General features: G+C 50.7%; 23 protein-coding genes. 16 read left to right on the top strand and 7 right to left on the bottom strand.

Going from position 1 to position 26,506, the window contains the following annotated elements; genetic code table 11:
* The first annotated feature begins 23 nt into the window (after positions 1-23).
* The 3 genes from GYMC10_RS19995 to GYMC10_RS19985 all read left to right on the top strand — a co-directional run bounded on the left by GYMC10_RS19995 (position 24) and on the right by GYMC10_RS19985 (position 3,137).
* A complete protein-coding gene (locus GYMC10_RS19995; protein WP_015736232.1) occupies positions 24-1,028 on the top strand; it encodes a Gfo/Idh/MocA family protein in 1,005 nt (334 codons plus the stop codon).
* A gap of 188 nt (positions 1,029-1,216) precedes the next feature.
* The gene (locus tag GYMC10_RS19990; RefSeq protein ID WP_015736231.1) at positions 1,217-2,494 is read left to right on the top strand and encodes an MFS transporter; all 1,278 of its coding nucleotides are present in this window, start codon (positions 1,217-1,219) and stop codon (positions 2,492-2,494) included.
* 82 nt (positions 2,495-2,576) lie between these two features.
* The gene (locus GYMC10_RS19985; protein ID WP_015736230.1) at positions 2,577-3,137 is read left to right on the top strand and encodes a winged helix-turn-helix domain-containing protein; all 561 of its coding nucleotides are present in this window, start codon (positions 2,577-2,579) and stop codon (positions 3,135-3,137) included.
* A 66-nt stretch (positions 3,138-3,203) separates the two neighbouring features.
* On the opposite strand, the gene GYMC10_RS19980 is transcribed toward GYMC10_RS19985, so the two are convergent.
* The gene (locus tag GYMC10_RS19980) at positions 3,204-3,767 is read right to left on the bottom strand and encodes a TraR/DksA C4-type zinc finger protein (protein ID WP_015736229.1); all 564 of its coding nucleotides are present in this window, start codon (positions 3,765-3,767) and stop codon (positions 3,204-3,206) included.
* A 234-nt stretch (positions 3,768-4,001) separates the two neighbouring features.
* Between GYMC10_RS19980 and GYMC10_RS19975 the strand changes: the two genes are divergently transcribed.
* On the top strand, positions 4,002-4,379 hold the full coding sequence (locus GYMC10_RS19975; protein WP_009590687.1) for a DivIVA domain-containing protein: 378 nt from the start codon (positions 4,002-4,004) through the stop codon (positions 4,377-4,379).
* Positions 4,380-4,446: 67 nt separating this feature from the next.
* Here GYMC10_RS19975 and GYMC10_RS19970 read toward each other — a convergent pair whose 3' ends face one another.
* Positions 4,447-5,013 (bottom strand): cupin domain-containing protein, encoded by a 567-nt coding sequence (locus tag GYMC10_RS19970; protein WP_015736228.1) that lies wholly within the window; start codon positions 5,011-5,013, stop codon positions 4,447-4,449.
* A 251-nt stretch (positions 5,014-5,264) separates the two neighbouring features.
* Between GYMC10_RS19970 and GYMC10_RS19965 the strand changes: the two genes are divergently transcribed.
* The 4 genes from GYMC10_RS19965 (at position 5,265) to nagE (ending at position 11,436) form a co-directional block, all read left to right on the top strand.
* Positions 5,265-7,946 carry a CHASE3 domain-containing protein gene (locus GYMC10_RS19965; protein WP_015736227.1) on the top strand — a complete coding sequence of 894 codons (2,682 nt, stop codon included), beginning with the start codon at positions 5,265-5,267 and terminating at the stop codon, positions 7,944-7,946.
* A gap of 279 nt (positions 7,947-8,225) precedes the next feature.
* The gene (locus GYMC10_RS19960; protein WP_015736226.1) at positions 8,226-9,113 is read left to right on the top strand and encodes a BglG family transcription antiterminator; all 888 of its coding nucleotides are present in this window, start codon (positions 8,226-8,228) and stop codon (positions 9,111-9,113) included.
* A 1-nt stretch (position 9,114) separates the two neighbouring features.
* Positions 9,115-9,612: a PTS glucose transporter subunit IIA gene (locus GYMC10_RS19955; RefSeq protein WP_015736225.1), complete on the top strand. Its 498-nt coding sequence runs from the start codon at positions 9,115-9,117 to the stop codon at positions 9,610-9,612.
* Between the two features lie 354 nt (positions 9,613-9,966).
* A complete protein-coding gene (nagE, locus tag GYMC10_RS19950; RefSeq protein WP_015736224.1) occupies positions 9,967-11,436 on the top strand; it encodes an N-acetylglucosamine-specific PTS transporter subunit IIBC in 1,470 nt (489 codons plus the stop codon).
* A gap of 79 nt (positions 11,437-11,515) precedes the next feature.
* On the opposite strand, the gene GYMC10_RS19945 is transcribed toward nagE, so the two are convergent.
* The 3 genes from GYMC10_RS19945 to GYMC10_RS19935 are packed head-to-tail and all read right to left on the bottom strand — an operon-like array spanning position 11,516 to position 15,164.
* Positions 11,516-12,655, bottom strand: coding sequence for a Ger(x)C family spore germination protein (locus GYMC10_RS19945; RefSeq protein WP_015736223.1), 1,140 nt, complete (start codon positions 12,653-12,655; stop codon positions 11,516-11,518).
* Positions 12,652-14,058: a spore germination protein gene (locus tag GYMC10_RS19940; RefSeq protein WP_015736222.1), complete on the bottom strand. Its 1,407-nt coding sequence runs from the start codon at positions 14,056-14,058 to the stop codon at positions 12,652-12,654. The genes GYMC10_RS19945 and GYMC10_RS19940 overlap by 4 nt, the downstream gene beginning before the upstream one ends.
* Positions 14,055-15,164, bottom strand: coding sequence for an endospore germination permease (locus tag GYMC10_RS19935; protein WP_015736221.1), 1,110 nt, complete (start codon positions 15,162-15,164; stop codon positions 14,055-14,057). Before GYMC10_RS19935 ends, GYMC10_RS19940 begins: the two co-directional genes overlap by 4 nt.
* A gap of 224 nt (positions 15,165-15,388) precedes the next feature.
* On the opposite strand from GYMC10_RS19935, the gene GYMC10_RS19930 reads away from it, so the two are divergent.
* Positions 15,389-16,777, top strand: coding sequence for an amino acid permease (locus GYMC10_RS19930; protein ID WP_015736220.1), 1,389 nt, complete (start codon positions 15,389-15,391; stop codon positions 16,775-16,777).
* Here the strand turns inward: GYMC10_RS19930 and GYMC10_RS19925 are convergent.
* A complete protein-coding gene (locus GYMC10_RS19925) occupies positions 16,774-17,409 on the bottom strand; it encodes a LysE family transporter (protein WP_015736219.1) in 636 nt (211 codons plus the stop codon). The genes GYMC10_RS19930 and GYMC10_RS19925 overlap by 4 nt on opposite strands.
* A 242-nt stretch (positions 17,410-17,651) precedes the next feature.
* Between GYMC10_RS19925 and GYMC10_RS19920 the strand changes: the two genes are divergently transcribed.
* The 4 genes from GYMC10_RS19920 (at position 17,652) to odhB (ending at position 23,581) form a co-directional block, all read left to right on the top strand.
* Complete coding sequence (locus GYMC10_RS19920; protein WP_015736218.1) at positions 17,652-18,161, top strand: metallophosphoesterase family protein; 510 nt, start codon at positions 17,652-17,654, stop codon at positions 18,159-18,161.
* Between the two features lie 116 nt (positions 18,162-18,277).
* Positions 18,278-19,177, top strand: a complete 900-nt coding sequence (locus tag GYMC10_RS19915; protein ID WP_015736217.1) for a DUF72 domain-containing protein — start codon at positions 18,278-18,280, stop codon at positions 19,175-19,177.
* Between the two features lie 247 nt (positions 19,178-19,424).
* Positions 19,425-22,301 carry a 2-oxoglutarate dehydrogenase E1 component gene (locus GYMC10_RS19910; RefSeq protein WP_015736216.1) on the top strand — a complete coding sequence of 959 codons (2,877 nt, stop codon included), beginning with the start codon at positions 19,425-19,427 and terminating at the stop codon, positions 22,299-22,301.
* 5 nt (positions 22,302-22,306) lie between these two features.
* A complete protein-coding gene (gene odhB, locus GYMC10_RS19905; protein ID WP_015736215.1) occupies positions 22,307-23,581 on the top strand; it encodes a 2-oxoglutarate dehydrogenase complex dihydrolipoyllysine-residue succinyltransferase in 1,275 nt (424 codons plus the stop codon).
* A 77-nt stretch (positions 23,582-23,658) separates the two neighbouring features.
* Here odhB and GYMC10_RS32595 read toward each other — a convergent pair whose 3' ends face one another.
* Positions 23,659-23,826, bottom strand: a complete 168-nt coding sequence (locus GYMC10_RS32595) for a hypothetical protein (protein ID WP_015736214.1) — start codon at positions 23,824-23,826, stop codon at positions 23,659-23,661.
* Between the two features lie 174 nt (positions 23,827-24,000).
* Between GYMC10_RS32595 and GYMC10_RS19900 the strand changes: the two genes are divergently transcribed.
* From GYMC10_RS19900 to GYMC10_RS19890, 3 genes are all read left to right on the top strand, one after another.
* Positions 24,001-25,083 (top strand): lactonase family protein, encoded by a 1,083-nt coding sequence (locus GYMC10_RS19900; RefSeq protein WP_015736213.1) that lies wholly within the window; start codon positions 24,001-24,003, stop codon positions 25,081-25,083.
* 240 nt (positions 25,084-25,323) lie between these two features.
* Entirely contained in the window at positions 25,324-26,115 is a 792-nt protein-coding gene (locus tag GYMC10_RS19895) for an SDR family oxidoreductase (RefSeq protein ID WP_015736211.1), read from the top strand.
* A 90-nt stretch (positions 26,116-26,205) separates the two neighbouring features.
* Positions 26,206-26,454: a DUF1450 domain-containing protein gene (locus GYMC10_RS19890; RefSeq protein WP_015736210.1), complete on the top strand. Its 249-nt coding sequence runs from the start codon at positions 26,206-26,208 to the stop codon at positions 26,452-26,454.
* Positions 26,455-26,506 lie beyond the last annotated feature (52 nt).

Below are 26,506 nucleotides of genomic sequence, written 5' to 3'. Positions count from 1 at the left end.
GCAGCCAAAGGAGGAATGACCTCGTGAGCAAGAAACTGCGCTTTGGGATTATGAGTACCGCTCGAATTGCAAGAAATTCAATGATACCCGGCATATTGAAATCGGAACGCTGTGAGGTTGGGGCCGTCGCAAGCCGCAATGCCGATAAAGCCAGGGAGCTCGCGGAACGATACCATATTAAAACATACTATGGTTCTTACGATGAGCTTCTGGCGGATCCCGACATTGATGCGGTGTATATTCCGTTGCCGAATCACCTGCATAAACCTTGGACCATCAAAGCCGCTGAGGCCGGAAAGCATGTCCTGTGCGAGAAACCGGCGGCCCTGACGGAAACGGATGTCCGTGAGATGGCAGAGGCAGCCAAAGCACACAACGTGCTGTTCGCCGAAGCCTTCATGTACCGCTACCATCCGAAGCACGCGCGCGTCCGCGAAATCATCGAAAGCGGCGAAATCGGCCATCTTCGCGGAATACACGGGTCGTTCACCTTCAACAATGCGGAGGATAAAAGCAATGTCCGCTACAGCAAGGACATGGGCGGAGGTTCGATCTACGACGTGGGATGTTATCCCATCTCGGCGGCGAGAATGATATACGGACAGGAGCCTAAAGCCGTGACGGCCCACGCTTTTTTCTCCGAGGAGCATGACGGCGTGGACATGATGGTCCATGGAATGATGGAATTTGACAATGGACTGGGCCTGACATTTGACTGCGGCATGTGGACCTACTCCAGATGCTCGTTAGAGATTGCGGGAACCGACGGCAGGATCGAGCTGCCCTCCGCCTTCGGCTGGGAGAGAATGGAGGATATGGCCCAGATATTCGTTCATACGGCCAAGGGAACCCGCGAGGAGAAAGTGGGGATTTACAACCATTTTGCCCTGCAAGCGGACGCCATGGCTGCTGCCGTGATGGATGGCGCACCATTGCCATACGGTCCGGAAGATGCCATCAGCAATATCAGAGCCATCGAAGCATGCCTTCAAGCTGCGAGATCTTCGTCGCGGGTGGAAATTAAATAAAGCTGCGCTATCAAATATTAACCCTATACCTTAAATCGCCAACATGGCGATTTATTTTTTTTGCCTATTGCATTCCTCTTCAAAATCATTAAAATAAACTTAACGTTAAAAAATATTTAACGTAATCATAATTTTAACGAATAAAAAAGTTTAATGAAACCATTTCATAACGAAGAGGAGAAAGTAACATGCAAAATGCCGCCGTTTTGGAAAAACAAGGCTTTGGCCAACTGTTGAAAATCCGCCCGTACCTGATTTATTTATCTGCTCAAGCCATTACCCGATTAGGGGATTCCTTGGACTCCATCGCTTACAGCTGGATGGTTTATATGCTCACAGGCTCAGAGCTGTTAATGGGGACCTTGTTCGCTTTTAACTTTCTGCCGGGATTGCTTTTCAGTTTGTTTACGGGAACCTTTGTAGACCGCTGGCCTAAGAAAAGAGTCCTCGCCTTAACCTACCTCAGCCGCGGCATCGTGGTGTCTCTGACGGCCTTTCTGTATGCGATCGGTTCTCTTCAAGTCTGGCATCTGTTTGTTTTCACGTTCCTGAATTCAACGCTCGAATGTTTCTCCAGACCCGCCGAAACCTCCATCGTTCCCCGGCTGCTCCCCAAGGAACAGCTGCTCGCGGGCAATTCTTTCTCCACATCTGTTAGCCGCAGCGCCGAATTAATCGGTCTGTCCATAGCCGGAGCCCTGATCGCCTTGATCGGAATCTCGGGAACGATCCTGATCGATGCCGTGACGTTTCTAATTGCCGCGATTATTATTGCATTCATGCCGAATCCGGAAGCGGCCGAACAGGCCGAAGACAAGTCCGATTTCCCTGGTCCGGTGCCTGAGAAGAACCGAACGGTGCTCGGCGACATCAAAGAGGCGCTTCTGTTTGTGAAGCAGCATTCGCTGCTTCTCATCACGACGGTTCTGGCAATGATCAATAATTTCTGCTTGGCACCGTTGAACGTGCTGCAGCCGGTCTACGTCAAGGAGACATTGGGTGCCGGAGCGGGAGGCCTGAGCGTAATGGGAACGGCGCTTCTGATCGGTATGATTTGCAGCGGGCTATGGATTGGTCGCTACGGAAAGAGTTTCAAAAAGAGCACCTTGATCATGTCAGGATCGATCATGCTCGGGATCGGATATTTTGCTTTAGGGATTCCAGGGCATCTCCCGGCGTGGCGCGTGGAGTCCGCGGCGGTCTGCATGTTCGTTGCCGGTTTTGCCGTCTCCATGCTGAATGCCCCGATCTCGACGTATCTGATGGAAGTAACGCCGCGGCATATGCTGGGCAGAATTGGGGCCCTGATGACGGTATTGTGCACGGCTGCAATTCCTGTCGGAAGCTTGATAACGGGACTTGTGGCAGAGCATCAATCCCCTCCTGTGCTCTTCTCGATGATGGGATTCGTCATGCTGGTGCCCGTGCTGTTCCTGATTCGAAAAAAGAGTTTCCGTGCCATCTGAATCCATCGCCGTTTTTGTAATTTCGACATTCTCGGCCTATAATGAAAAGGTGAAAAATTAACGTGAAGCTGAGGTGTACGGTGTGGAAACGAAGGAATTGACTACACTGGAAGAGATCAAAATATATTCAGATCCATATCGGCTCCAGATTTTGAATGTATTAAATAAGATGGATCGTCCGGCAACCGTAAAGGAGGTCGCGGATAAGATCGGGGATGTGCCTGCGAAGGTTCATTATCATATGAAGAAGCTGGAGCGGATCGGCCTGGTCAAGATCGTATCCACCAAAGAGATCAACGGAATCATCGCTAAATATTACGAGCCTTTTGTCGGTACGGTAAAGATCAAGCGTGGGGCGGATTCCGACGAGCCGGTCATCAAGGAATTGATTCGATCCGAAACGAACAAATTATTATCCGAGCTGTTCGACCAGAATCGAGACCGTTTCTTTAAAAATATGAGCCAGGATGGCGAAGCGACGTCCATGTTGACCAATACCACCTTGTATATGAGCGAAGATGAAGCTCGCGAGTTATTTGTTGAGCTGGATAAAATGCTGACCCCTTATAAAAAGAAGCGAGGGGAAGACTACAACGAATACGAGTTTTTTGCTTCCAATGTTCGGAACCATAAAGAATCTTGATTACGCAAAAAAAGCTGGTACCCGAACGTCAGGTACCAGCTTTCCCTTCTAATTTGCCAAATCAATTCATACATTCTTCTTATAATCGTCTTGTCCTGGTTTAATGGACATGCCGGGCGATGTGGAGGTTCCGTAATCTTCCACGGCATCCCAGGCGCCGGCGTCATCAAATTTACCGTCGGCTGCTTGGCGGTTGACGCCGGCGCCTGATGGGGGCGGGGTCATGACATCCTCTTCAACCGGACGGTTGTCGTTGATGTCTTTTCGCGGAGTATGCTCGAGGCAATAGGCCGTATAAGGCAAAGCTTCCAGCCGTTCATACGGAATTTCCCGTCCACATTCGGCGCAGGTTCCGTATTCGCCTTGGTCCATACGCTGCAGGGCAGCATCAATCTGCTCCAATTCACGCTCGAGCGTCTCCTGAATGGCCAAATCCCGACCGCGTTCGAAAACTTCGGTGCCCACGTCAGCGGGATGGTTGTCGGCAGCGCTCAGCTCTCCCGTGGAGTCTCTCAGGGAAAGATCCTTGTTGGTGTCTTCCCGGGACTCCAATTGATTTTCCAACCGTTCTTTATCACTGAGCAACCGTTGTCTTAGTTCACTGTATTGTTGTTTTGTCATGCTGGTCATAGGAATAGTCGCTCCTCTCTGGGTTATGTGCACAATAGAACTTCTTATGTAAATTCAATACCCGAAATGGATTGGTAACAATCACATGAAGCATGGGAATGACGGCCTGCCGTTTTTGGAACATTCTCCAAAAAAGCCCCGGAGTGTTTTAATCACGGTGCTTAATATGATATAAACAATGATAGAGAGAAGGCTAAGAAGAAGGGCTGCACCAATATCTGGAGGTAAATCATTATGGATGAACACATGAAACGCCGATTGGATAAACAGAAAAAGCTTTTTCGTCAGCTAGGCATTCAACTGGACGCTTTGTCTATCCATGAAAAGAATTTTTCGAATAAACTGAGGGGTTACGATCAGGAGGAAGTGGATTCCTTTCTGGACGAAGTGATTCAAGATTATGAGCGGTTCTATGCCACCATCTCCGATCTGATGGATAAATGGCAGGAGCAGCAGATCACCATTCGCGATCTGAGGGCTGGCGTTAAGCCAGAAGCTGAGCGTCCGGCACTGAATCCCGAAGAGATCGAAGAGACGGTGGCGAAACTGGAAGCCGACTTGCGGCTTCTGAAGAAACAGATACGCCCTGAACAAAGATTCTATATTGATTAATGCCATACGATGCGAGCGAAATCATTACATAAGAAGTGTCCCAGCAACAAGAACCACACGTGGCCGATCACCGGCTGCGTGTGGTTTTGTTGTTTAGGTGCCCGGCTTTGAGCCATGGCGGCCCCGGCATGGGCTTCTCCGGAGTCTCGCTCTCGATCCTGTTTTGCAGCGGGACGGGTGTAAGGAGTGTCTTCGAGTAAAGCTGCTTGTTCAGGTCGTTACCTTCATAGGTATCTTCTTCGTAAATCGAATATGGCCATAACGGTGTAAAATCGATTTGGTGCGGATGCCCGGTCCGATAGATCAAGAGCAGGATTGTCCCGGGGGATAGCGATGTAATCCAGTGACACCAACCGATCGGGGCATGTACCACCTGACCGGGTACGGCTTGAAACACGAGATTCCGGTGACTTTCCGGATCCACCAGGGAATAACTGATGTCTCCTTGAATGATGTAACACAATTCATCGGTATCCGGATGGCCGTGAGGCGGGAGGCCCTCACCGCGGCCGAGATGGATTTCCGACATGAACATGCCCTGCAGAAGGGGCAGCTCCAGGGACGACACGTTCGCTGCTCCTCGACCGGCAGTACGTACAGCCTGTTTCCTGGAATGATATACATGCCTTGTCAACGCAGTGTCTCCGCAAACGCTGTGACGTTTCTCATATGAGCGGTCCTCCTTTTTTAAGCTGGAATATATTAAAAATGTGACAAGCACGTCCCCTAACAATATATGCCCAAACGTTTATAAATCTGACTGCCTACGACTAAAGAATCATTGAATGTCATGAAAACTGGTTTTGCTTGTAAACCATTTTCATAACAATTACTATGAGAATATGAGCAGACTTATACTGATCGATAACAAGGGAGGTTAGCCGTATGTCTAACAACCTGAAATTCAACATCCGCAGCAAGATTGTCATCGGCTATTTATTGATATTAATGTGTCTTGGAGCTTTTCTCTGGATTGTCTCCGACCGTATCTCTTCCCTGCAGCAAGAAGCGGATTTTATAGAGAAACATGATATCGAAGTACATAATCTCACGCATGAAATCGAGAAGAATATGCTGGAGATGGAAACCGGCCAGAGAGGGTACGTCATTACGGGCGATGAAACCTACCTGGAGCCGTTCAACCAAGCGCTGTCGTCCTGGCAGATCAATTATAACAAGCTGTACAAGCTTGTGAGCGATAACTCGGAGCAAGCCAATCATCTGGAAAATATTAAGGAGAATATCAAAGAGTGGATTACCAACGCCGGACAGCCTGCGGTTCAACTCATGCAGCTGGGACAGGATGAAGAGGCCCTTCATTTCTTTATTAACGATCCCGGAAAGCAAGCGATGAATTCGATTCATGAGCTGTTCCTCTCCTTTCGAAGCAAGGAACGTGAACTGACAACCAGCAGAATCGAAGAAATGAAGGAGAGCAATGCCCGTTTATTGTACACGATGTATCTGTTATGGGCCGGGGCGGCACTGATCACCATATGTGCGGCTTGGGTCATTTCGAAAAGCATCGTAAAGCCGATCAACCAAGTGACCAACGTCATCTCCGATATTGTAAATGGAGGGAACATCTCCCAACGCATCCATGTACATTCCAATGACGAGGTCCGCCAGTTGGCGGATACAACCAACGAACTGCTCGCACAGGTTGGCAGGCAGAACTGGGCCAAGGACCATGTTTCGGTCATGTCGACGATTCTTCAATCGTCCGATCGCGTGGAGACGGCCGTGCAATTTTTCATCCATAAGCTCGCTTTGATCATGAAGCTTCCGTACGGGGCGGTGTTTATTACCCGGTCAGGATCGGAACTGGTTAAGGCTGCTGCTTTTGCCGACCCGGACGGCGAGCCTTGGAACAAGGTCCGGGATCGTTTCCTGCCGGGCGAAGGTTTGGTGGGGCAGTGCATGCTGGAGCAGCGTATGATCATACTGGACGATATACCGCCCAACTATGTGCGGATTGAATCGGGACTCGGCGATGCCGAGCCTTCGACGCTGCTGCTGGCACCCGTGATGTTCGAGGGACAAGTTCTCGGCGTGATCGAGTTGGCCAAATTCCAACCCTTCGATGAGCTGGAGATTCAGCTGATCGAACAGTTGAATTTTCAGCTTGGAGTGACCATGAATTCGATTCAAAGCAAAATGGAAATCCAGCAGCTGTATCATGAATCACAAACGCTGAACGAGGAACTGCAGAGCCAGACCGAAGAGCTGCAAGCGCAGACCGAGGAGCTTCAAACGCACTCCGTGGAAATGCATCTGCTGAATGAACGGTTGGGAGCCCAGAAGGAAGCGGCTTTAATCGCAGCCAGCGAGTTGGAAAAATACGCGAAGGAGCTGGAGAAGAGCTCTAAATATAAATCGCAGTTCCTGGCCAATATGTCCCATGAGCTGCGGACGCCGCTGAACAGCATGCTCATCCTCTCCCAGATTTTGGCGGAGAATAAGCAGGGGAATTTGACAGAGGAAGAACAACATTATGCTACCGTCATTCATAATTCAGGCAGTGAATTGTTGAATTTGATCAATGATATCCTGGATCTGTCCAAGGTCGAGGCAGGTAAGATGCAGATCGAAATGGACTTGGTGAACTTGACGGAGCTGCCGGAGCTGATGGAAGGATACTTCTCCAAAAGCGCGGAATCCAAAAATCTGGAATTTGATATCGAGGTGGCGGATGACCTGCCCGACATGATGTACAGCGATGGGATGCGCCTTCATCAAATTCTGCGCAACCTGCTCTCCAATGCGATTAAGTTTACGGAGAGCGGCAGCGTGAAGCTGAAGGTAAAGAAAATGAATTCGATTGTCACTTCGGATTTCATTATCAGCGGCGACGTCATTGCTTTTTCCGTTGAGGATACCGGCATCGGGATTGCGGCAGAGCATCTACAGCCGATCTTCGAAGCATTCCAGCAAGGCGAAGAAACCACCGCCAGAAGATTCGGGGGAACGGGCCTCGGCTTATCCATATCGCTGCATTTAGCGAAGCTGCTGGGCGGGTATATTACCGTGGAGAGCGAAGAAGGAATCGGGAGCACCTTTATATTATATTTGCCGCTCGTTACGGAGGGCGGTGCAGTCGACAGCCTGTTTATGCTGCCCGAAGTGGCTGCCACGGCAAGCGACAACAGCTTGAGCGATATCCGGATGGAAGAGTACGAACAGGAGGAGCTTAGCCGGTTGGAGAACAAAACCGTATTGATTGTCGATGATGATATACGGAATGTTTACGCATTGACCAATGCGCTGGAGAAACTCCAGTTGACCGTGCACACAGCCCAGAACGGCTTCGAGTGCTTGGAGCTGTTAAGCAAACATTCATCCATCGATGCGGTATTGCTGGATACGGTCATGCCTGAAATGGACGGCGTCGAAACCATGAAGCGGATTCGGGAGAACCCGGAGTGGAGCGATCTGCCACTGATCGTCATGAGCTCGAATGCGATGAGGGATTCGGATCAATTCCTTGGAGAAGGTGCGAACGGCTATCTTCACAAGCCGCTCCAACTCCGCGAGGTCATCCTTACCCTTCAGAAATGGATAGGGTAATAAGCGATCAAGTCAAGTCCGGGATATGACGGCGCTAATGTGCTGTTCCTTGCAAGGGCATGTCGTAAGTTGACGAATGCAAGCGGGTTGTTTTATGATGGAATCATAGTAGAAACATAAAACGGCGTGTTACCTGAAGCAGGGCATGAGCCAAGAAGAGACATCTTTATTTAAGGGGTCTTTTCTTGGCTTTTTCAATGTTCATGCGGTAGGAGTATTTCTCCGCAAATGAATCCTATGGCGGAACACTGTTTAAACTTAAAGGAAAGGGGGAAGTTAATGAGCGGGATTGAGTTGTTTACAGTCGTTCGTGTTATTGGTAACAATGTCGTGATGGTTACTGGCGGCAAAAAAGAATCGGAATATGTCATCTTAGGCAAAGGCATTGGCTTCGGCGCAAAAATAGGCGGTACGATCGCTTCGGACGATAAGCGGATTGAAAAGCTGTTCAGGCTGGAGGATCGGGAGCAGTGGAGCCAAGCTCACCATCTGCTGGAAGAATTTGATCCGCAGGTGATGGAGATTACGGATCAGATACTGAATCTCATCGGACAGGAATTTCCGGGCACATTAAATGATAAGGTATACCTGGCGCTTCCAAGCCATATCCAGTTTACGATCTACAGAATCCGCAAAGGCATGGATATTATCAATCCTTTCCTTGAAGAAACCCGGATCAGCTTCCCAAAAGAATATGATATCGCAGCCAAGGCAGCGGAATTGATCGGCAAGACCTTCGATATAGAGGTTCCCGAGGATGAGATTGGCTTCTTGACCTACCATGTGTATTCGGCCGTCAGTCATGTACCCGTTGGCCATCTGGTCAAGGCATCCAACGTGGTGGGAAGCCTGGTGAAGTATATTGAAGAGGAGCGGCAGGTCGCCTTTGACCGGGGAAGCATGGATTATGTTCGTCTGCTCATGCATTTAAGGTTCTCGGTAGACCGCATTCTGAATCAGGAAATCCATGTCGATAATCCGTTCGCGGAACAGATCCGCTCCAAGTTCACGCAGGAATACGGATTGGCAACACGTCTCTCAGGCATGATGGAGAAAGAACTTGGCAAGAAAGTGCCCGAAGCGGAGGTCTGCTTTCTAGCTATGCATTTATACCGGCTCTTCACAGGCCGACTACAGCAAAAGAATCAACCCAGGGAGGAATCTTAACATGTTCGATCGTTGGAAAAAGAAAAAAACAGCTACTGTCATTCAACTCACAGCCCCATTGTCGGGTAAAGCCGTGCCTTTATCGCAAGTGCCCGATGAGGCGTTTGCTGCCGGACACATGGGCCAAGGCATCGCCATCGAGCCTTCCGAGGGCAAATTAATCGCGCCTTTTGACGGGACCGTTGCGCATGTCATCAAGTCCAAGCATGCCGTCATGCTCGAGGATCCCGCAACCGGCCTGCAGTATTTGTTCCATATCGGGATTAACACGGTCGGTTTGAAGGGTGAAGGCTTTACAAGCCATGTTCAAGCCGGTGACCAGGTGAAGTCGGGTCAGACGCTCATCGAATTCGACATGGCTGCGATCCGGGCCGCCGGTTATCCGACGATTACGCCGATTATCGTAACCAATGCGGATGAAGTGGCTTCCAAGGTGGACGGTCAGACCGGTGACGTCGTGTCCGGCCAAAATCCTGTTTTGACCATCGATTTGAAATAGTTTTCATTCGATAAGGAAATAAATATTGGTTATTGACAAAACGGGAAGACGTGAATTAAGATAACAACATCAAATGAATACGTTTAAGGCGTGTTACCATAAACATGGGCATGAGCCAAGAAGAAACGGACTATTTAATGCATAGTCGCCGTTCTTCTTGGCTTTTTTTGTTGACTTCGAATGATGATGGTATCCATGCCGCCTTAAAATGATGAATACAAGAGCCCGCAAGGAGGAGGATTTTCTGAGGTATTTCTGTTCCGGAGTGAATGGGAAGAAATGGTTATTATATCGACGCATTATGTAAACGGTTTCAGCAAAAGCTAAATTATTGAAGTTGAAAGGATGATTGACATGCTGGCTAAATTGCAAAAGCTGGGTAAGTCCCTTATGCTGCCGGTGGCCACATTGCCTGCTGCAGGTATCTTGCAGGGGCTTGGATTGATCGACTATCAAAAAGACATACCATTGGGAGCTCTCGGAGCTTTTCTGAATCAATATGTAACTCCGTTCATGACTTCCGGCGCCCTTGCCATTCTGGATAATCTGCCGATTATTTTTGCGATCGGCGTTGCGATCGGATTCGCCGGGGATGCCGTTGCGGGTCTCTCCGCTCTTATCGGGTACATGGTGCTTACAAGAGTGCTGGCGCAAGTGCCGCTGCAAATGCCGTTTATACCGGATGACGTAAAGCTGAATATGGGCGTTCTTGGCGGTTTCTTTGTCGGTCTATGGTCCGCCTACCTGTATAATAAATTCCACAACATTAAGATGCCGGATTGGTTGGGCTTCTTTGCGGGTAAACGCTTCGTACCGATCATCACGGCAGCCTCCACGATGGTGCTGGCAGTGCTGATCGGCATGATTTGGAGCCCGATCCAGGATGGCATTTCCGCCTTCGGCAACTGGGTTGTCGGTCTGGGAGGCATCGGTTCGTTCATCTTCGGTACGGCTAACCGCTTGCTGATCCCTCTGGGTCTGCATCACGTATTAAACTCCATCGCCTGGTTCCAGATCGGCGATTACACGAATGCCGCGGGCGAAGTCGTTCACGGCGACCTGTGGCGTTTCTTTGCGGGAGACCCGACGGCAGGCATGTTCATGTCCGGTTTCTTCCCGATCATGATGTTTGCGATGCCGGCTGCGGCGCTGGCCTTTATGCATACCGCCAAGCCGTCCAAACGCAAGCTCGTCGGCTCCATCTTTATCGGTTCGGCAGTGGCGTCGTTCCTGACGGGGATCACCGAACCGCTTGAATTCGCGTTCATGTTCATTGCTCCGGTACTGTATGTAGTTCATGCGATTTTGACAGGTCTTTCCGGATTGATCATGTATGTCCTGGATGTGCATTTGGGCTTCTCGTTCTCGGCGGGCCTGATCGACTACCTGGTGAATCTGAAGCTGTCTACCAATGCTTGGCTGCTCCTGCCGGTCGGCTTGGCTTTCGGAGTCGTTTACTATCTGCTGTTCAGAATCCTCATTGTGAAGCTGAACTTGAAAACGCCTGGACGCGAGGATGACGACGACATGGATCCGATTTCTGACGATGGCGATACAGTTGCCCCGGCTCCATCCGGAGCGGCATCCAATGAATCCAAAGCGGCCAAGGTTCTGCAAAACATCGGCGGCGCGGATAATATTACCAGCATCGATGCTTGTATCACGCGTCTGCGCCTCGTCGTTAAAGACGAGAAGGCCGTTAAGGATTCGGAGTTGAAAAAATTAGGCGCATCGGGCGTCATGCGTCTGGGTCAAGGTGCGGTCCAGGTCGTATTCGGACCGCAGGCCGAATCCATTAAAGACGAAATCAAAAAAATGATGTAAATGTGGCGGCAGCTGCTACTAACGAGAGAAACCCTGTGCTATTCCAAGCACAGGGTTTCTCTTTTTTTGCATAGGTTCATTATCGGTTCAGGCTTTTACGCTGTCCCCAATACCGGATGTTGACATTGACATCAAGCTCAAGCGGCGTTTCGTCGTAGATTTCCTTTTTCTGTTCCACTAGTTTCTTCCATAGTTTTGGATCGGTTCGGTACAATTGGAGACATAGCTCATAAGGATCCGCGTGGATCAATGCTGCTTTATGAAAGGTGTTCTGCAATTCCTTACGCAGGGTATCTTCCGTTAATCGCTTCATTTCCTTAATCCCCACCTGCTTGTATATATTCTGTACCGTCCCTATGACGTTCAGCTTGATTCGATACGACGCATCGTTTGGCTTCCGGATGACTTCGATGGTAGATTGGGGCTTCTCCAACCGAATGCTCCCGACGGCTTCACCGTCCGCCTGAACGACGACGGCAGCGTGAGTATTATTCGATGCTAACCAGCGGGTCCCCAGCAGATCGGATCGTGGGAGCCAGCCCATCAATTCCTTGTTCTTGATCAGAAATCCACCGTTCACTTCCAATATCGGATGCTGCTTCAAATTTTCCGACCAGTTCTGGGTCGAAATATGAAGGGAGGGAAGTAGAACGGTGGCGGCTTTTTCCCGATAGAGACGAATAAAGTTCACGAATTGGATCGGACGTATAAACGAGAATTGGACATAGCTTTCCCTGGGTTCATGAAGCAGCGAGTGCAGGGGGGAGAGCTGAAAGAACGGCGACACCGTAAAGAGATCCTCCATCTTATCCTTGGTCCCGTATATCCATTTCGTATACCGGATTTCCTGCGAACGGTTGGTCAGGTCGAACACTTGGGACAACTGCTTAGGTTTTAACACGGCCTCCGAAAGCACCAAAGCCGTCACATGCCCCCAGGAGACCCGCTGCTGACTCGACGTGTACAGATCAACGAGGGCTTCAGTCAACGTGGTACCGGTACCTCGGCCAACCCAGATAGGCGCTTTCTCCGTCTGTTTGTTGGATTCTTGTTTGGCAATCGTGGCAAAGTCAAGCATCTGCACATAGATGATATATTTCTCGTCTTTGTAATCCACGCCGAGCGCCGTGATATAGTTGATATCCTGGACTTCATTGTTGTCCCAGCAGCCTGAGAGCAGCAGAGACGCTAGGCATACAAGTATCCATACCCGCTTCATAACGCGCCGCCCTTTTTCCGTTTCCCCGGAAATCGCAAGAGATTGCCCAGGATTTTGGATATGGAGAAGGGCGAGAAGGGGGCAAGGTACGGCTGCCCGAACGGATTATGGTTTGCTGCATATTGAACGATCATGAAGACCGATATGAAGAAACCGAATAACCCGAACATCGAGGACAGGGTAAGGACAAAGAAACGCAAGATCGTTTGGCTGACAACAAAATCCTGATTGGAATGGGTAGACCCCGCCACAAAGGATAGGGCGCCGATGACGGTCATCGTCGGGGAGAAAAAACCGCCCCGAATAGCTGCGTCGCCGATAATGATACCGGAAACCACCGTAATGGTTGACGCGATCGGAGAAGGCATCTGCATGCCGGCTTCCCGCAGCAGAGTGAGGAGAAACAGAATGATCAGCATCTCAAACCCGGTCGGGATCGGAAGGCCGAGCCTGGTATTCGCAACCGTTGCCAGCAGCGGAAAAGGGATTTGATCCTGGTGAAAGGCTAATAGCGTTATATAGAAGCCGGGAAGGAAAATGGAAATCAGGAACCCGAACATTCTCAGAATTCTCCAGGGCATCACGAAATAGAACGGCATTTGGGGGTCTTCGGCAGCGAACAACAATTGCATGAAGCTCGCAGGCGCGATCAATAGGACGGGACTTCCCTGCATAATAATGACCAAACGGCCGCGAGTCAGAGAGTCGTATGCCAGATCCGTCCGCCCCGTGTAGTCAAACATGGGAAGCACGCTGAACCTGTACGGAGTCAGATGCTCCGCAAGCTCGCCGATCCCTACGGGAGGATCCCCGGCGTAATGGTTTAGCTTGTCCACGATGGCCGTGACGGTCTCCGGTATGACCTTGTCCTTTAAATACATGATGCCGACGGTGGTTTTGCTTTTGTCTCCAAGCTTAAAGGAGGAATAGACAAGTCCCGGTGATTTCAGCCTTTTGCGGATAAGTGCTACATTGATATCCAATTCCTCGACAAACCCGTCGCGAGGTCCTTTGACCGAGGTTTCCGTGGCGCTTTCTTCCGGCGTTCGGCCGATGGTTTTGCCGGCGCTGTACGAATACAGCTTATCGTCCTTGGGAAAATACAAGGCAACGTAGCCGGAATAAACAATGTCATCGACGGACTCCAAATCGGCATCGGCGACATCCAGCGTAAGATAATATTCAAGGCTGGTCGGGTCAAACGGATGCTTTTGCGAAACGGAAGTATTCCATTCCTTGCTGATGACAGGCAAAAAGACCTCGGACAACACTTTCGAATCGCACATCATCGGGCTGTAAACCATAATCGCCCAAGGCTCTTCATCCATTCCCGGGTAGGACGTTATATAGACGTCATCGGAATCGGCATAACGATCGCGCAGCTGCTGTTCGGTCATGTTCATTGCGGCGTATCTCCTTTCGTGGAACTGGCATCCTGCGGCTCCTGCTGATTCGGTTTGCGGATCAGGAAGAATAACAGGAGGCTTAGGATGGTGATATAAACGGCGGATGCGGGCAAGAAATAGTCGGCCATGGCATAATACATTTTCAAATTGCTGATCGGTGAGGCGCACAGTATGATGAGCAGCGTGGTGGCGGCTAATACGCCAACGCTCTGTCTGGACTTGGGAAGAAGGGTTTCGCAGAGCAAAAAAATCGAAATCGAAATGGAGATATAAGCCCCGCTAAGCCACTGGAAGATGGATAAAAAATCGACGTGCTCCACGAATTTGCCCAGCTTCACGAGACGCCATTGTTCATAGGCGGGATATCGCTGAAGCTTCATTTCTTCCGGACCAAATTCGGCAATGCCGCCGATCGTGGGTCCAAACGTGAGGAGTATGAGAACCAGATGGATGAGCAGGATCGTCAAGAAACCGGGCTTTTTCTGCAGGTGAGGCCGCAGAAACAAGATCAGGATAAATTGGGCAAGCCCCCCTAACATGGTCGGGATTCCGCTGAGCACCGGCATGAAGCCTTCCTCAAGGACAGGCAGCAAGTAGCTGTAGTTTTTTACTTTCAGGTTGGACACGGACACGAATATGCCAAGCAAGACGACGCAAGGCAGCAAGATGCCGGCGGCAACGCCGATGGTTTTGATTCCATGGTTAATGCTGATAAGGCACAGCATCATGAGCACGAAGGCCGTTGCAATGACAGGGGTTTGGACCATATAGGTCGATTTCGTCCAATCGATGACTTCCTTTAGGGTATAGAAGGCGAAAGCGAAAAAATACAAGCCGGACATGCCCATTGCAAGCATGCGAGCCGCTTTGCCGCTGCTCTCGTCCAACGCTTGCTTGATCGAACGGGGGCCGACTTTTTTGATGATTCCGTAAACTAGCAGAACCCAGGGCATAAATAACACGGCTGACACTAGAATGGTGATCCAGGCATCCCGTCCGGACTTCTCCAGAAGCACAGGGATGATCATGACATGATTGGTCAAACCTGCCGTGAGCATCATAATCATAAATGCCTGATTCGTTGGAATGCGAGCTAATGACATGTGTGATCCCCCAATTCTGCTTTCTTCCGTTTATACTTCTCGGGGAACAGCCAAAATATGCGAGAGCATCCAGCCTCGGGTTGCATAAGCTCTTTGCTCGTCTTCTTTTTATGAACTTTAAAGGCATTTTTAGGCTGGGCGGCACGGTACATAAATCACGGAGAATCCCTTCATAATAAGGAAAGTTTTGAACGAACACATCACAATATCCGGAGGACATAACCGTGAACAGAGGAGCGAAGACGGAGGCAGGGAAAGAAAAAGGGAATCTGAAGTGGTGGCAGCTATCGCTGCTGGGGGTCGCATCAACGATCGGCACGGGGTATTTTCTCGGATCCGCGCTGGGTATCCGGCTTGGGGGACCGGCTTTTCTTCTTTCTATTATATTGGCGGCGACGGCCACCTACTTCGTGTTTGATGTGCTGGCGCGAATGACGGCGGAGGATCCGCAAAAAGGCTCGTTCCGAACCTACGCCAAAAAAGCCTACGGCCGGTGGGCAGGCTTCTCAACAGGGTGGATGTACTGGTGCTCCGAAGTATTGATCATGGGAAGCCAGATGACGGCGCTGGCGATTTTCTCCCGTTTTTGGTTTCCTGGCGTTCCAATGTGGATATTCGCATCAGGTTATGCCGTACTGGGGCTTTTTGTCATATGGATCGGCACCAAGGGCTTCGACCGCCTGGAGAATGTGCTGGCTGTTATTAAGGTTGCTGCCATCGTCATGTTTCTTGTCATTGCCGCCGCCGCTTGGATGGGATGGTTGAAAGGCGGGACTAAGCCCCATGTTCCGGGCAGCATGAACGCCTTATTTCCGACGGGCGGAAAAGGCGTGTGGTCGTCCTTGATCTTTGCGTTTTATGCTTTCGGCGGAATTGAAGTCATGGGAGTCATGGCCGTCCGCTTGAAGAATCCGAAGGAAGCGCCGAAATCGGGCAAGGTGATGATTCTCCTGCTGTCCATCGTATATGTGCTGTCTATTGGGATGGCCGTCATGATGGTAGCCTGGAATCGCTTCTCCACGACGAAAAGCCCCTTCGTTGTAGCGCTTAACTCGTATCAACTGCCTTTTATCCCCCATCTATTCAATGCGGTCTTAATCATTGCCGGCTTCTCGACGATGGTTGCCTCGCTGTATGCCGTAACCACGATGCTGGTCACGTTGTCCGAGGATAAGGATGCGCCCAAGCTGTTTTCCAGAAAAATGTTTAAGCGGGATACGCCCATCTTCTCGCTTTCCCTTACCGCCGCCGGGTTGATTGTATCCATCGTGCTGTCTCTGCTCATGCCCGGCAAGATTTACGAGTATCTGACAACTGCGGCAGGCCTTATGCTGCTGTATAACTGGTTTTTTATCCTGATATCGGCAGGCCGGCTGATGGAGCTTACAGGATGGGGCAAGGTCAAAAGATACATCGGAATGATACTCATAGCGGCTGCCGTCAGCGGAACCGCCCTGCACCCGACGAGTCGGCCGGGACTCTGGATCAGTCTCGGGTTCATATTGTTAATCGGACTGGTCGTATTATGCATGCGCTCCGTGTGGAAGAAATCCGGTCAGGGCCGCGCGATGGAGAGGGAAAAGCGCAAGCTTAGCCCCAAACCGGCCCGTTAGAATACGAGCGGATAAAGCAATGCCAGAGCTCGAATTCCGAAATAAACACCAAACACGATTAGCGAGATCCCGGAAAGCACCGAAATGAGAGAAAGCGCCCGCTCGTTTAAATATCGGCGGAATACGCTGCCGAGCGCGGCCATGAACAAATCCCACAGCACGACCCCGGCGATGACGGCAACGCTGTAGAGAAACAGGTTCCCGGACCCTTCGTCCGCAGCCGTTTTGACCAGGATGGATCCGTAGATGCCGAGCCAGAACAGAATCGTCATCGGATTCGAGACGGACATGAGAAACCCGGAGAGCATGCTTTTCCATAACGAATCATCGCTTTTTTCTTGACTGATCGTCACTTTATTGGCGTTCAGGATGCTTTCCAGCCCGGAATAGATAAGGACAAAAGCGCCGAACAGCCAGAGGAATGTCTGCATGAACGGCGTATTCAGAAAATGAACAACGCCGAGATAGACGAGGACCATATACAGGATATCCGCAAGGACCGCACCAATGCCGAACAGCCAAGCATGCCAGAACCCTTTCTTGATCCCCTTATCAAGCTGCGCCGCATTAATCGGACCAACGGGGGCTGATAGGGAAAGGCCAAGGATCATGTAGCTAATTAGAATACTCATCAACTTCCACCTCTCGTCTGGAACATGGATAACACAGCTTGTACCTGCTTGCTCGTACATTGTATTCGGAAGGCGGACAAACTAAAACTGGATTGGGAATTTTTTCTGCCTTAAAAAAGACATGAAAAACCGCGCAGCTCCCTGCGCGGTTTTATTTGATTTCGTTTATTTGGTAGGATATAGATGAATGTCAGATGGCTGGTATTACAGCATTACATAACCATAAGAAGAGGTGCATCCCAATGAGTCGCCCATATCGGATTACGGTATTGTCAGACACCCATATGCCCAAAAAGGCGAAGGAACTGCCAGACCCGCTGCTTGAAGATTTACGGCAATCGGAGCTTATTCTTCATGCCGGAGACTGGTCCGATTGGGAGCTCTACGAGCAGTTAAGTCAATATGCTCCCGTGGAGGGCGTGGCCGGGAATGTGGATGACGCGCGGATCGTGGAACGCTTTGGATATAAAAGACTGGTTGAAATCGAAGGCAAGCGCATCGGGATTGTGCATGGACACGGTCAAGGCGGAACGACGCCATCCCGAGCCAGAAAAGCTTTTGCAGATACGGAGGTGGACTGCATCTTGTTCGGCCACTCCCATATCCCCTTTAAAGAAGATGTACAGGGGGTCCTGCTGTTCAATCCCGGTTCCGCTACGGATAAAAGGCGGCAGTCCCGTTATTCGCATGGAAGGATCGAGATCCTGGACGGAAACCTGGAAGCCCATCATGTTTTTTATGATCGGAAGTGAACGAAATCAAGGCATTGGTAAAATCAGTATGGGGCTGCCTGCTTTTGAAATCACCCGGATCAGGTTAATTAATAGAAGTCCCCGATATGGTAAATCATGTGGATGAGAGGATTGTTATGTCAAAGGAAGATAAACAAAAAGATGTGATTCAGGTAGGTTTGTCCGGGTGGGGAGATCATGACAAGCTGTATGACGAAGGGGCAAGGCCTGCTGATAAACTGGAAATGTACAGCAGGCATTTTCCCATCGTGGAGATGGACAATTCGTTCTATGCCATACCCTCGCCGGAACAAATGACAAAATGGGCGGCAGCCGTCCCGGAGCATTTCGGTTTTATTGTAAAGGCCTATCAGGGCATGACAGGACATGCCCGCGGACAGGGCAAGGACAGATACCCCAGCGTAAAAGCGATGTTCGATCATTTGCTTGCATCGGTCGAAGAATTGCGAGCGGCGGACAAATTAAGGGCCGTGCTTTTCCAATACCCGCCATGGTTTGGTTGCGAACGCAAGCATGTGGACACGCTGAAGCGTACGCGGGAATGGATGAAGGACGTTCCGGTTGCCTTGGAGTTTCGCCATCAGAGCTGGTATGCGCCGGAGTTTCGCGAGAAGACCCTCGAATTTATGCGGAGCGAGGGTTGGATCCACAGCATAGCCGACGAGCCGCAAGCCGGTATCGGATCGGTGCCGGTCGTGCTTGAGACATCGGGCACGGAGGCCGTGATGATCCGGATGCACGGACGAAACGCCGATGGGTGGCATTCCAGCGGTCAGCCCAACTGGCGAGAGGTCCGGTATTTGTACCGTTACAGTCCGGAAGAATTGGAACAGCTGAGAGGATGGATAGAGCAATTGCTAAAGAAAGCGAAGCAGTGCTGGATTATCTTCAACAACAATTCGGGAGGCGATGCTTCCGACAACGCCAAACAGCTTCTTCAACTGCTGGGGATGGACACCGGCCCCGAGCCGCTGCGGCAGATGGACTGGCTGGAAGAGGATATTTTTTCCGAATAAATGGGTTTAAATGGAACCCCATACAGGGAACTGGTGAACGTGCGGACAAATCGTCAAAAAATTGACGCAAATTCATCTGTTTCTGAGATCATTATTATATATAAAGGGTATTTTCGGTATTGAGGCCAAGTGTATTATAATGTAATCGTAAGAAAACGTTTATTTAATGTAAAATGTAGTATGCAAAATGTAAAATTAGAAATTCCGTCCTTGAGCAATCAAAATAATCTGACGGAGGGAGTCAGCGATGAAGACCCTTGACAGAATGACAGAGGGACCATGGCAGAAATATCACGGTCCGAACTTGGGGTACATTCAAGATCAGTATGAGAAGTTTTTGCAAGACCCGCAATCTGTGGAGCCAGGATACCGCGAGCTGTTCGCAAGCTGGGGACCGCCTCCATCTTTGGAAAACAATGAAAAGAAAGCGGATTCGCAGGGACAAGGTGTAAGCTACGACCCGCAATTGATGAAAAAAGGGGTAGCTGCCGGCAAACTGGTGTGGAACATTAGAACCTACGGTCATCTGGCCGCAGACATTGATCCGATTGGAATCGGAAACGAAGCCGACACGCGTCTGCTTCAACCGGAAAGCTACCAACTCAGCCAAGCGGATTTGGCCGCCCTGCCTGCAGAGATCGTCTGGGAGGAGGCTCCTGGCGATATCAAGAACGGCTTAGAGGCAATCCAGCGGCTGTTGCAACTATATACAGGCTCCATTGCCTATGAATTTAGCCACGTCCACGATGAAGAAGAACGCAAGTGGCTCAACCAGCAGGCCGAATCAGGCCGCTACTTGTCCGACATGAGCGTTGAAGAGCGCAGGGGATTGTTGAAGAAGCTGCTCGAAGCCGAGCAGTTCGAGGAATTCCTGCATCGCACGTTCGTAGGCGCGAAGCGCTTCTCGGTTGAGGGCAACGAGGCACTCGTGCCGCTGCTCGACGAGATCGTTCGCCAAATGGCCGAAGCGGATGTCAACTCCATTCTCGTGGGTATGGCGCACCGGGGACGTTTGAACGTTCTGGCTCATGTGCTGGGCAAGGATTACGGCAAGATTTTCTCGGAGTTCATGCACTCTCCGAATAAACATTTGGTGCCGTCCGAAGGCTCCATGGGCATCAACTACGGCTGGACGGGCGACGTAAAGTACCATTTGGGCGCGGACCGTTACCTGAAGAAGGATGAGGCCCGGCAGGTTCGGATCACGCTTGCGAACAATCCGAGTCACCTGGAATACGTCAATCCGGTAGTAGAGGGCTTTGCTCGTGCCGCCCAGGAGGATCGCAGCGAAGCGGGTTATCCGAAGCAGGATGTGAACAAAGCGCTGAGCATTCAGATTCATGGCGATTCCGCGTTCCCTGGCGAAGGCATCGTGCCGGAAACCTTGAACTTCAATAAATTGCCGGCGTTCCGTACGGGCGGATCGATTCACATCATCGTGAACAACCGCATCGGCTTCACGACGGAAGGCAAGGATTCCAGATCGACCCATTATGCGAGCGATTTGGCAAAAGGCTATGAGATTCCGATTATCCACGTGAACGCGGATGATCCGGAAGCGTGTATCGCAGTGGCCCGTCTTGCCAGCGATTACCGCAACAAGTTCAAGAAGAGCATTCTGATCGACCTTGTCGGCTACCGGAAATACGGCCACAACGAGACGGACGATCCGGAAACGACCCAGCCGCTGATCTACCAGAAGGTGAAGAACCATCCAACCGTCAGCGCGATTTATATGAAGAAACTGGTGGATGGAAACATTCTGACCCAAGAACAAGTGGACGGTTTGAAGAACGGCGTCGTGGAGGTCTTGAAGAATTCTTACGAGAACGTGAAGACGAAGGATCCGGTTGATCAGATTCTGCTTGGACTGAACCCTACGGACGGCAAATCCAAGACGGAAGCCGCGACGAATGTGTCTGCAGAGGTGCTGCGCGGCATTAACCGCGAGCTCCTGCAGTGGCCGGAAGGCTTTACGGTATATCCAAAGCTTCAACGCATCCTCGAGCGGCGCAGCAACTCGCTTGACGAAGGCGAGAAGGTGGATTGGGGTCATGCCGAAACGCTGGCCTTCGCTACGATTCTTGCTGACGGCAAGCCGATCCGGATCACGGGACAGGATGCCGAACGCGCAACGTTTGCCCATCGAAACCTGGTGCTTCACGATGCGGTAAACGGAGAAACCTTCTGCCCGCTGCACCGGCTGCCGCAAGCCAAGGCATCGTTCGCGATCCACAACAGCCCGCTGACCGAAGCTGCGGTCGTTGGATTTGAATATGGCTACAATGTGTACTCTCCCGAGACTTTGGTGATCTGGGAAGCGCAGTACGGGGATTTCGTCAACTGTGCACAGGTGATCATCGACCAGTTCATTACGGCCGGACGTTCGAAGTGGAGACAGAAGTCCAGCTTGGTGATGCTGCTTCCTCACGGCTATGAAGGAAACGGCCCAGAGCACTCCAGCGCCAGATTGGAACGGTTCCTCCAGCTGAGCGGCGAGGATAACTGGACGGTTGCGAATCTGACTTCGGCCGCCCAATATTTCCACCTGCTGCGCAAACAGGCTTCCCTGACCAACACGGACGATGCCAAGCCGCTGGTGGTTATGGCTCCGAAGAGCTTGATCCGTAACCCGCGTGTCGCGTCGCCTGTGAACGCGTTCAGCGAGGGCGGTTTCCAGAAGGTAATGGAACAGCCGGGTCTAGGTCAAACACCTAAGAAGGTGGAACGCCTTGTATTGTGCTCGGGGAAAATCGCGATCGACTTGGAAGACGCACTGGATAAGCAGAAGGGTGAGGACCAATCCTGGATCCACATTCTTCGTGTGGAACAGCTGTATCCTTTCCCTAAAGAAGAAATTTCCCGTGTGATGCAGAAGTATCCGAACCTGAAAGAGATTTTGTGGGTTCAGGAAGAGCCTCAGAACATGGGCGGCTGGAGCTTCATGGAGCCGAGAATTCGTGAAATTGCACCTAAAGGCACAGAGGTCCGTTACAGCGGACGTCCTGAGCGTTCGAGCCCTGCTAGCGGATATCAGGATGTTCATGCTTATGAGCAACAGACCATCATTTCTTTTGCCCTTAATCGTAAAACTATAAATCAAGAGATCTCATTGGGGAGGTAGCGGCTGTGAGCGAAATTACTGTACCAGCTATGGGCGAATCCATCACCGAAGGAACGATATTCAAATGGCACGTAAAAGAAGGGGATAGCATCAACATCGGTGATGTGCTGCTCGAGTTAGAAACGGATAAGGTTAATCTTGAAATTAGCGCAGAGTCTGAAGGCGTTGTGGAAAAAATCCTTCGTCAAGAAGGGGAGAACGTAACGATCGGCGAAGTGATCGGTCAAATTTCTCCGCAGGAAGGCGTTGCAAGCGCATCGGCGCCGAAGGCAGCTGAAGCTCCTGCCTCCGTGCAAACGGAAGCTGCTTCGGCACCCGCCGCAGAAGCACCGAAACCACAAGCTCCGGTACCGGCTCAGAACGAGGAAGGAGCAGGTCTGACTGCATCGCCATCCGCACGCAAACTGGCTCGTGAACGCGGGATTGATCTGGACCAGGTACAGGGCCGCGACCCGATCGGTCGGATTTACCATGATGATGTGAAGAATCATAACGAAGCTAAACCGTCTGCGGCGCCTAGCAAGCCGGCAGCTTCAACGCCTGCACCGGCAGCACAAGCACCTGCTGCCGAGTATGGCAAACCGGTTGAACGTACCCGCATGTCCCGCCGTCGTCAAACGATTGCGAATCGTTTGGTCGAAGCGCAGCATACGGCTGCCATGCTGACGACCTTCAATGAGGTGGATATGACCGCGATCCTGGACGTGCGCAAGCGTCGTAAGCAAGCATTCCAAGAGAAGCATGACGTAGGGCTCGGTTTCATGTCCTTCTTCACCAAAGCGGTCGTGGGTGCGTTGAAGAGATTCCCGCATCTGAACGCCGAGATCGACGGCGACGATATCGTCGTGAAGAAATTCTATGATATCGGTATTGCGGTATCCGCCAAAGAAGGGCTTGTCGTTCCGGTCGTTCGCGATGCCGATCGTCTTGGTTTTGCCGAGATTGAGAAGGAAATCGGCAATCTGGCTGCCAAAGCCCGCAATAACGCGCTGTCCTTGTCTGAGCTGCAAGGCGGTACGTTTACGATTACGAATGGCGGCGTCTTCGGCTCGCTGTTGTCTACGCCGATCCTGAATACGCCTCAGGTGGGTATCCTCGGCATGCACAAAATCCAGCTTCGCCCGGTAGCGATTGATGCTGAACGCATGGAAAATCGTCCGATGATGTACATCGCATTGTCTTACGATCATCGGATCGTTGACGGTTCCGAGGCGGTTCGCTTCCTGGTAACCGTGAAAGAGCTCCTCGAAGATCCGGAGTCGCTGCTGCTGGAAGGATAATCATCCAAGGCAAAGAGACTCACCTATATAAGAAGGCCGCATGGCAGTGTCCATGCGGCCTTTCTTTTATTGCCCGATTAGGATTTAGATTGATTTTTATCGTCTGGATCGGGAAGATCCCGGGGATTCCAATTCTCAGCCTGAGGCTCCACATCCTGATGGTTCTTCACCTTGTCGCGTTGTTCCTGGGAGTCGTTCTCCGTGTCCTGATGATTGCGTACTTCTTCGCTGTTCGGTTGTTTCATGGGAATACCTCCTTCAGTCAATGTAATACATACATACCCGGTATGGCAAAAGACAAACAGGCTGCAAACGGCAAGTCATTTGATTTTCATCAGGGTTGAAGTTAACATGGTAACTGAAAGCATCACTACATAGGACATGAAATGATAGATATACGAGAGGAGAGATCGGATTTTATGGCGAATCCATCACAGCGTACACTGCTATTTACAGGTGCGTATGCGGAAGATAATCAAAGCGGGGTATGTGTTTATGAATTTAACGAGGACAGCGGCGAACTGAAGCTGCTTGATGAAGTATCCGGCATTAAGAATCCCACTTTCTTGAACGTCGATCCGGATAACGGACGTTTGTATGCCATCGGCGAAATTGCAGATCAAGGCAGCAAAGCAGCCGAGGTCATCAGCTTTGAAATTGACCCTGTGGCAGGCAAACTGACCGAAATGAATCGTACCCGCAGTGTCAGCAGTTCCACTTGCCACATTCAGCGTGATGAATCCAGCAAGTATCTGATTGTTTCGAGTTATCATGGAGGCCTGGTAGGTCTTCATTCGATCGATGAGAATGGACAAGCCGGCAAACTGCTGGATGAGAAGAAACATGCGGATCTAGTGACAGTGCGCGAAGATCAGCAATCCAGAGCGCACTCGGCGTTTTACAGTCCGGATGGTCGATATGTGTTCGTACAGGACTTGGGATTGGACAAAATTCTCGCCTACACGGTAAATGAGAATAAGCAAGAGCTGAGCTTTCACGGCGAAACCCAGCTGGACGCGGGCATAGGACCCCGTCATTTGGCTTTCCATCCAAGCGGTGCCTATGCTTATGTCATCAACGAGCTGAATTCGAGTGTCACGGTGCTTCGCTACGATCAAGAAGCGGGACGTTTAGAGGTGCTGGAAACGGTATCGACACTGCCTGCGGATTTTGACGGTGAGAGCTATTGTGCCGAAATCGCCGTATCCGCAGATGGCAAAACGGTATACGGATCGAATCGCGGACACGACAGCATTGTCGTATTTAACGTGCATGAAGATACCGGTCGTTTAAGTCCGGTTCAATATATTTCGACGGAGGGCGGCCATCCGCGTCATTTTACGCTCATGCCGGGGGGGAAATACCTCATCGTTGCCAATCGGGACGGGAATAACCTGGTATTGTTTAACGTGAATCCGGAAGACGGCAAGCTTGATTTCACCGGATATACGGTTTCGCAATCCAAGCCGGTATGCGTTAAACCTGCGGTATTCCAACGATAGGCCTGGAAGACCCGATCCTCCATAGGAAATGAATGCAGAGAGATCGTTCTTGCGGCTCGAATGGTGAGTTGGTTTACCATGAGGCGGGGGGCGATTTCTTTTTTTTGTATCAGGTTAGCATTACCGCTGGGGTATGGTTGATTACTGCTTGCTGCATGGCAGGCCGGGATTGCCAAGATTCAGACAAGGACTCGTTGGGTTATCTATAATCATGAAAACTTAAACGAGGAGGTTGTGGCAATGACAACAAATCAACGTTTGGATGGTAAAGTAGCCATCGTTACCGGTGCTGGTTCCGGAATCGGCCGGGCCGCAGCCCTTCTTATGGCAGAGCAAGGAGCTAAACTCCTGTTGATCGACATCGATCGTGAACGCGTAGAGAATGTGAAGAAGACCATAGAAGATGGCGGGGGCGAAGTGCTCACGGGCAACTGCGATATTTCCAAAGCGGAATCGCTGAAGGATTGCTTCAGTCAAGCCGCCGAGCAGTGGGGAAAGATTGATATCGTATTTGCGAATGCCGGTATTAATGGGACCAAGGCTCCGATCGAGATCATGGAGCTGGATGAATGGGATGCTACCATTAACACGAACTTGAGAGGAACGTTTGCTACGGTAAAATACGCGATTCCTTATTTAAAGGATCATGGCGGCAGCATCATCATTACGAGCTCCATAAACGGAAACCGGGTATTTACCGGGTTTGGTTTCTCCGCATACAGCACCACGAAGGCGGGACAGGTGGCTTTCATGAAGATGGCGGCGCTGGAGCTCGCCCGCTACAAAATCCGGGTGAACGCCATATGCCCAGGCGCGATTGCAACGAATATTGATGAGAGCACCATTGCGAAGCCGGAGCTGGACGAGGTGACGATTCCGATTGAATATCCGGAGGGAGACCAGCCGTTGGCGGACGGACCGGGACAGCCATCACAGGTTGCCCAGCTCGTAGCCTTTCTAGCATCGGATGATGCTTCCCATATTACCGGTACGGAAATTTATATCGATGGTGCGGAATCCCTCATCCATTGATCAACCCCTACGATCGATTTGACAAATTCATGCGTTTTCCTCATAATGAATGAACGAATCGTCAAATGAATAGTGGTGATAAAGATGGGGATGGGGATTGTTGTTGTGGAAATTTGCGACAGCAACTTGATGAGTGCTTTGGAACTTGAGCATCTTGAGGAATTGTATCCCGAAATCGCTGTCCTGCGGGCGGATTGCATGAATCTTTGCGGTCTATGCAAGCTGCGTCCATATGCACTGGTGAATGGTAAACGTGTATTCGCGGCAACGACGGAAGAATGCGTCGAGAAGATCAAAGCTGCCATCGAAGCTGAATTGGCTGTTTTCCACGATATTTAATACGTCTGAATGCAGACGAGAATGTATAGTAAAAGGGCAAGGCGCGAGTGAT

Source organism: Paenibacillus sp. Y412MC10 (assembly GCF_000024685.1).
GTDB classification, from domain to species: Bacteria; Bacillota; Bacilli; order Paenibacillales; family Paenibacillaceae; genus Paenibacillus_AQ; species Paenibacillus_AQ lautus_A.
Note: the sequence above shows the minus strand (reverse complement) of the source record. Positions and strands in the feature narration are given on the sequence as shown.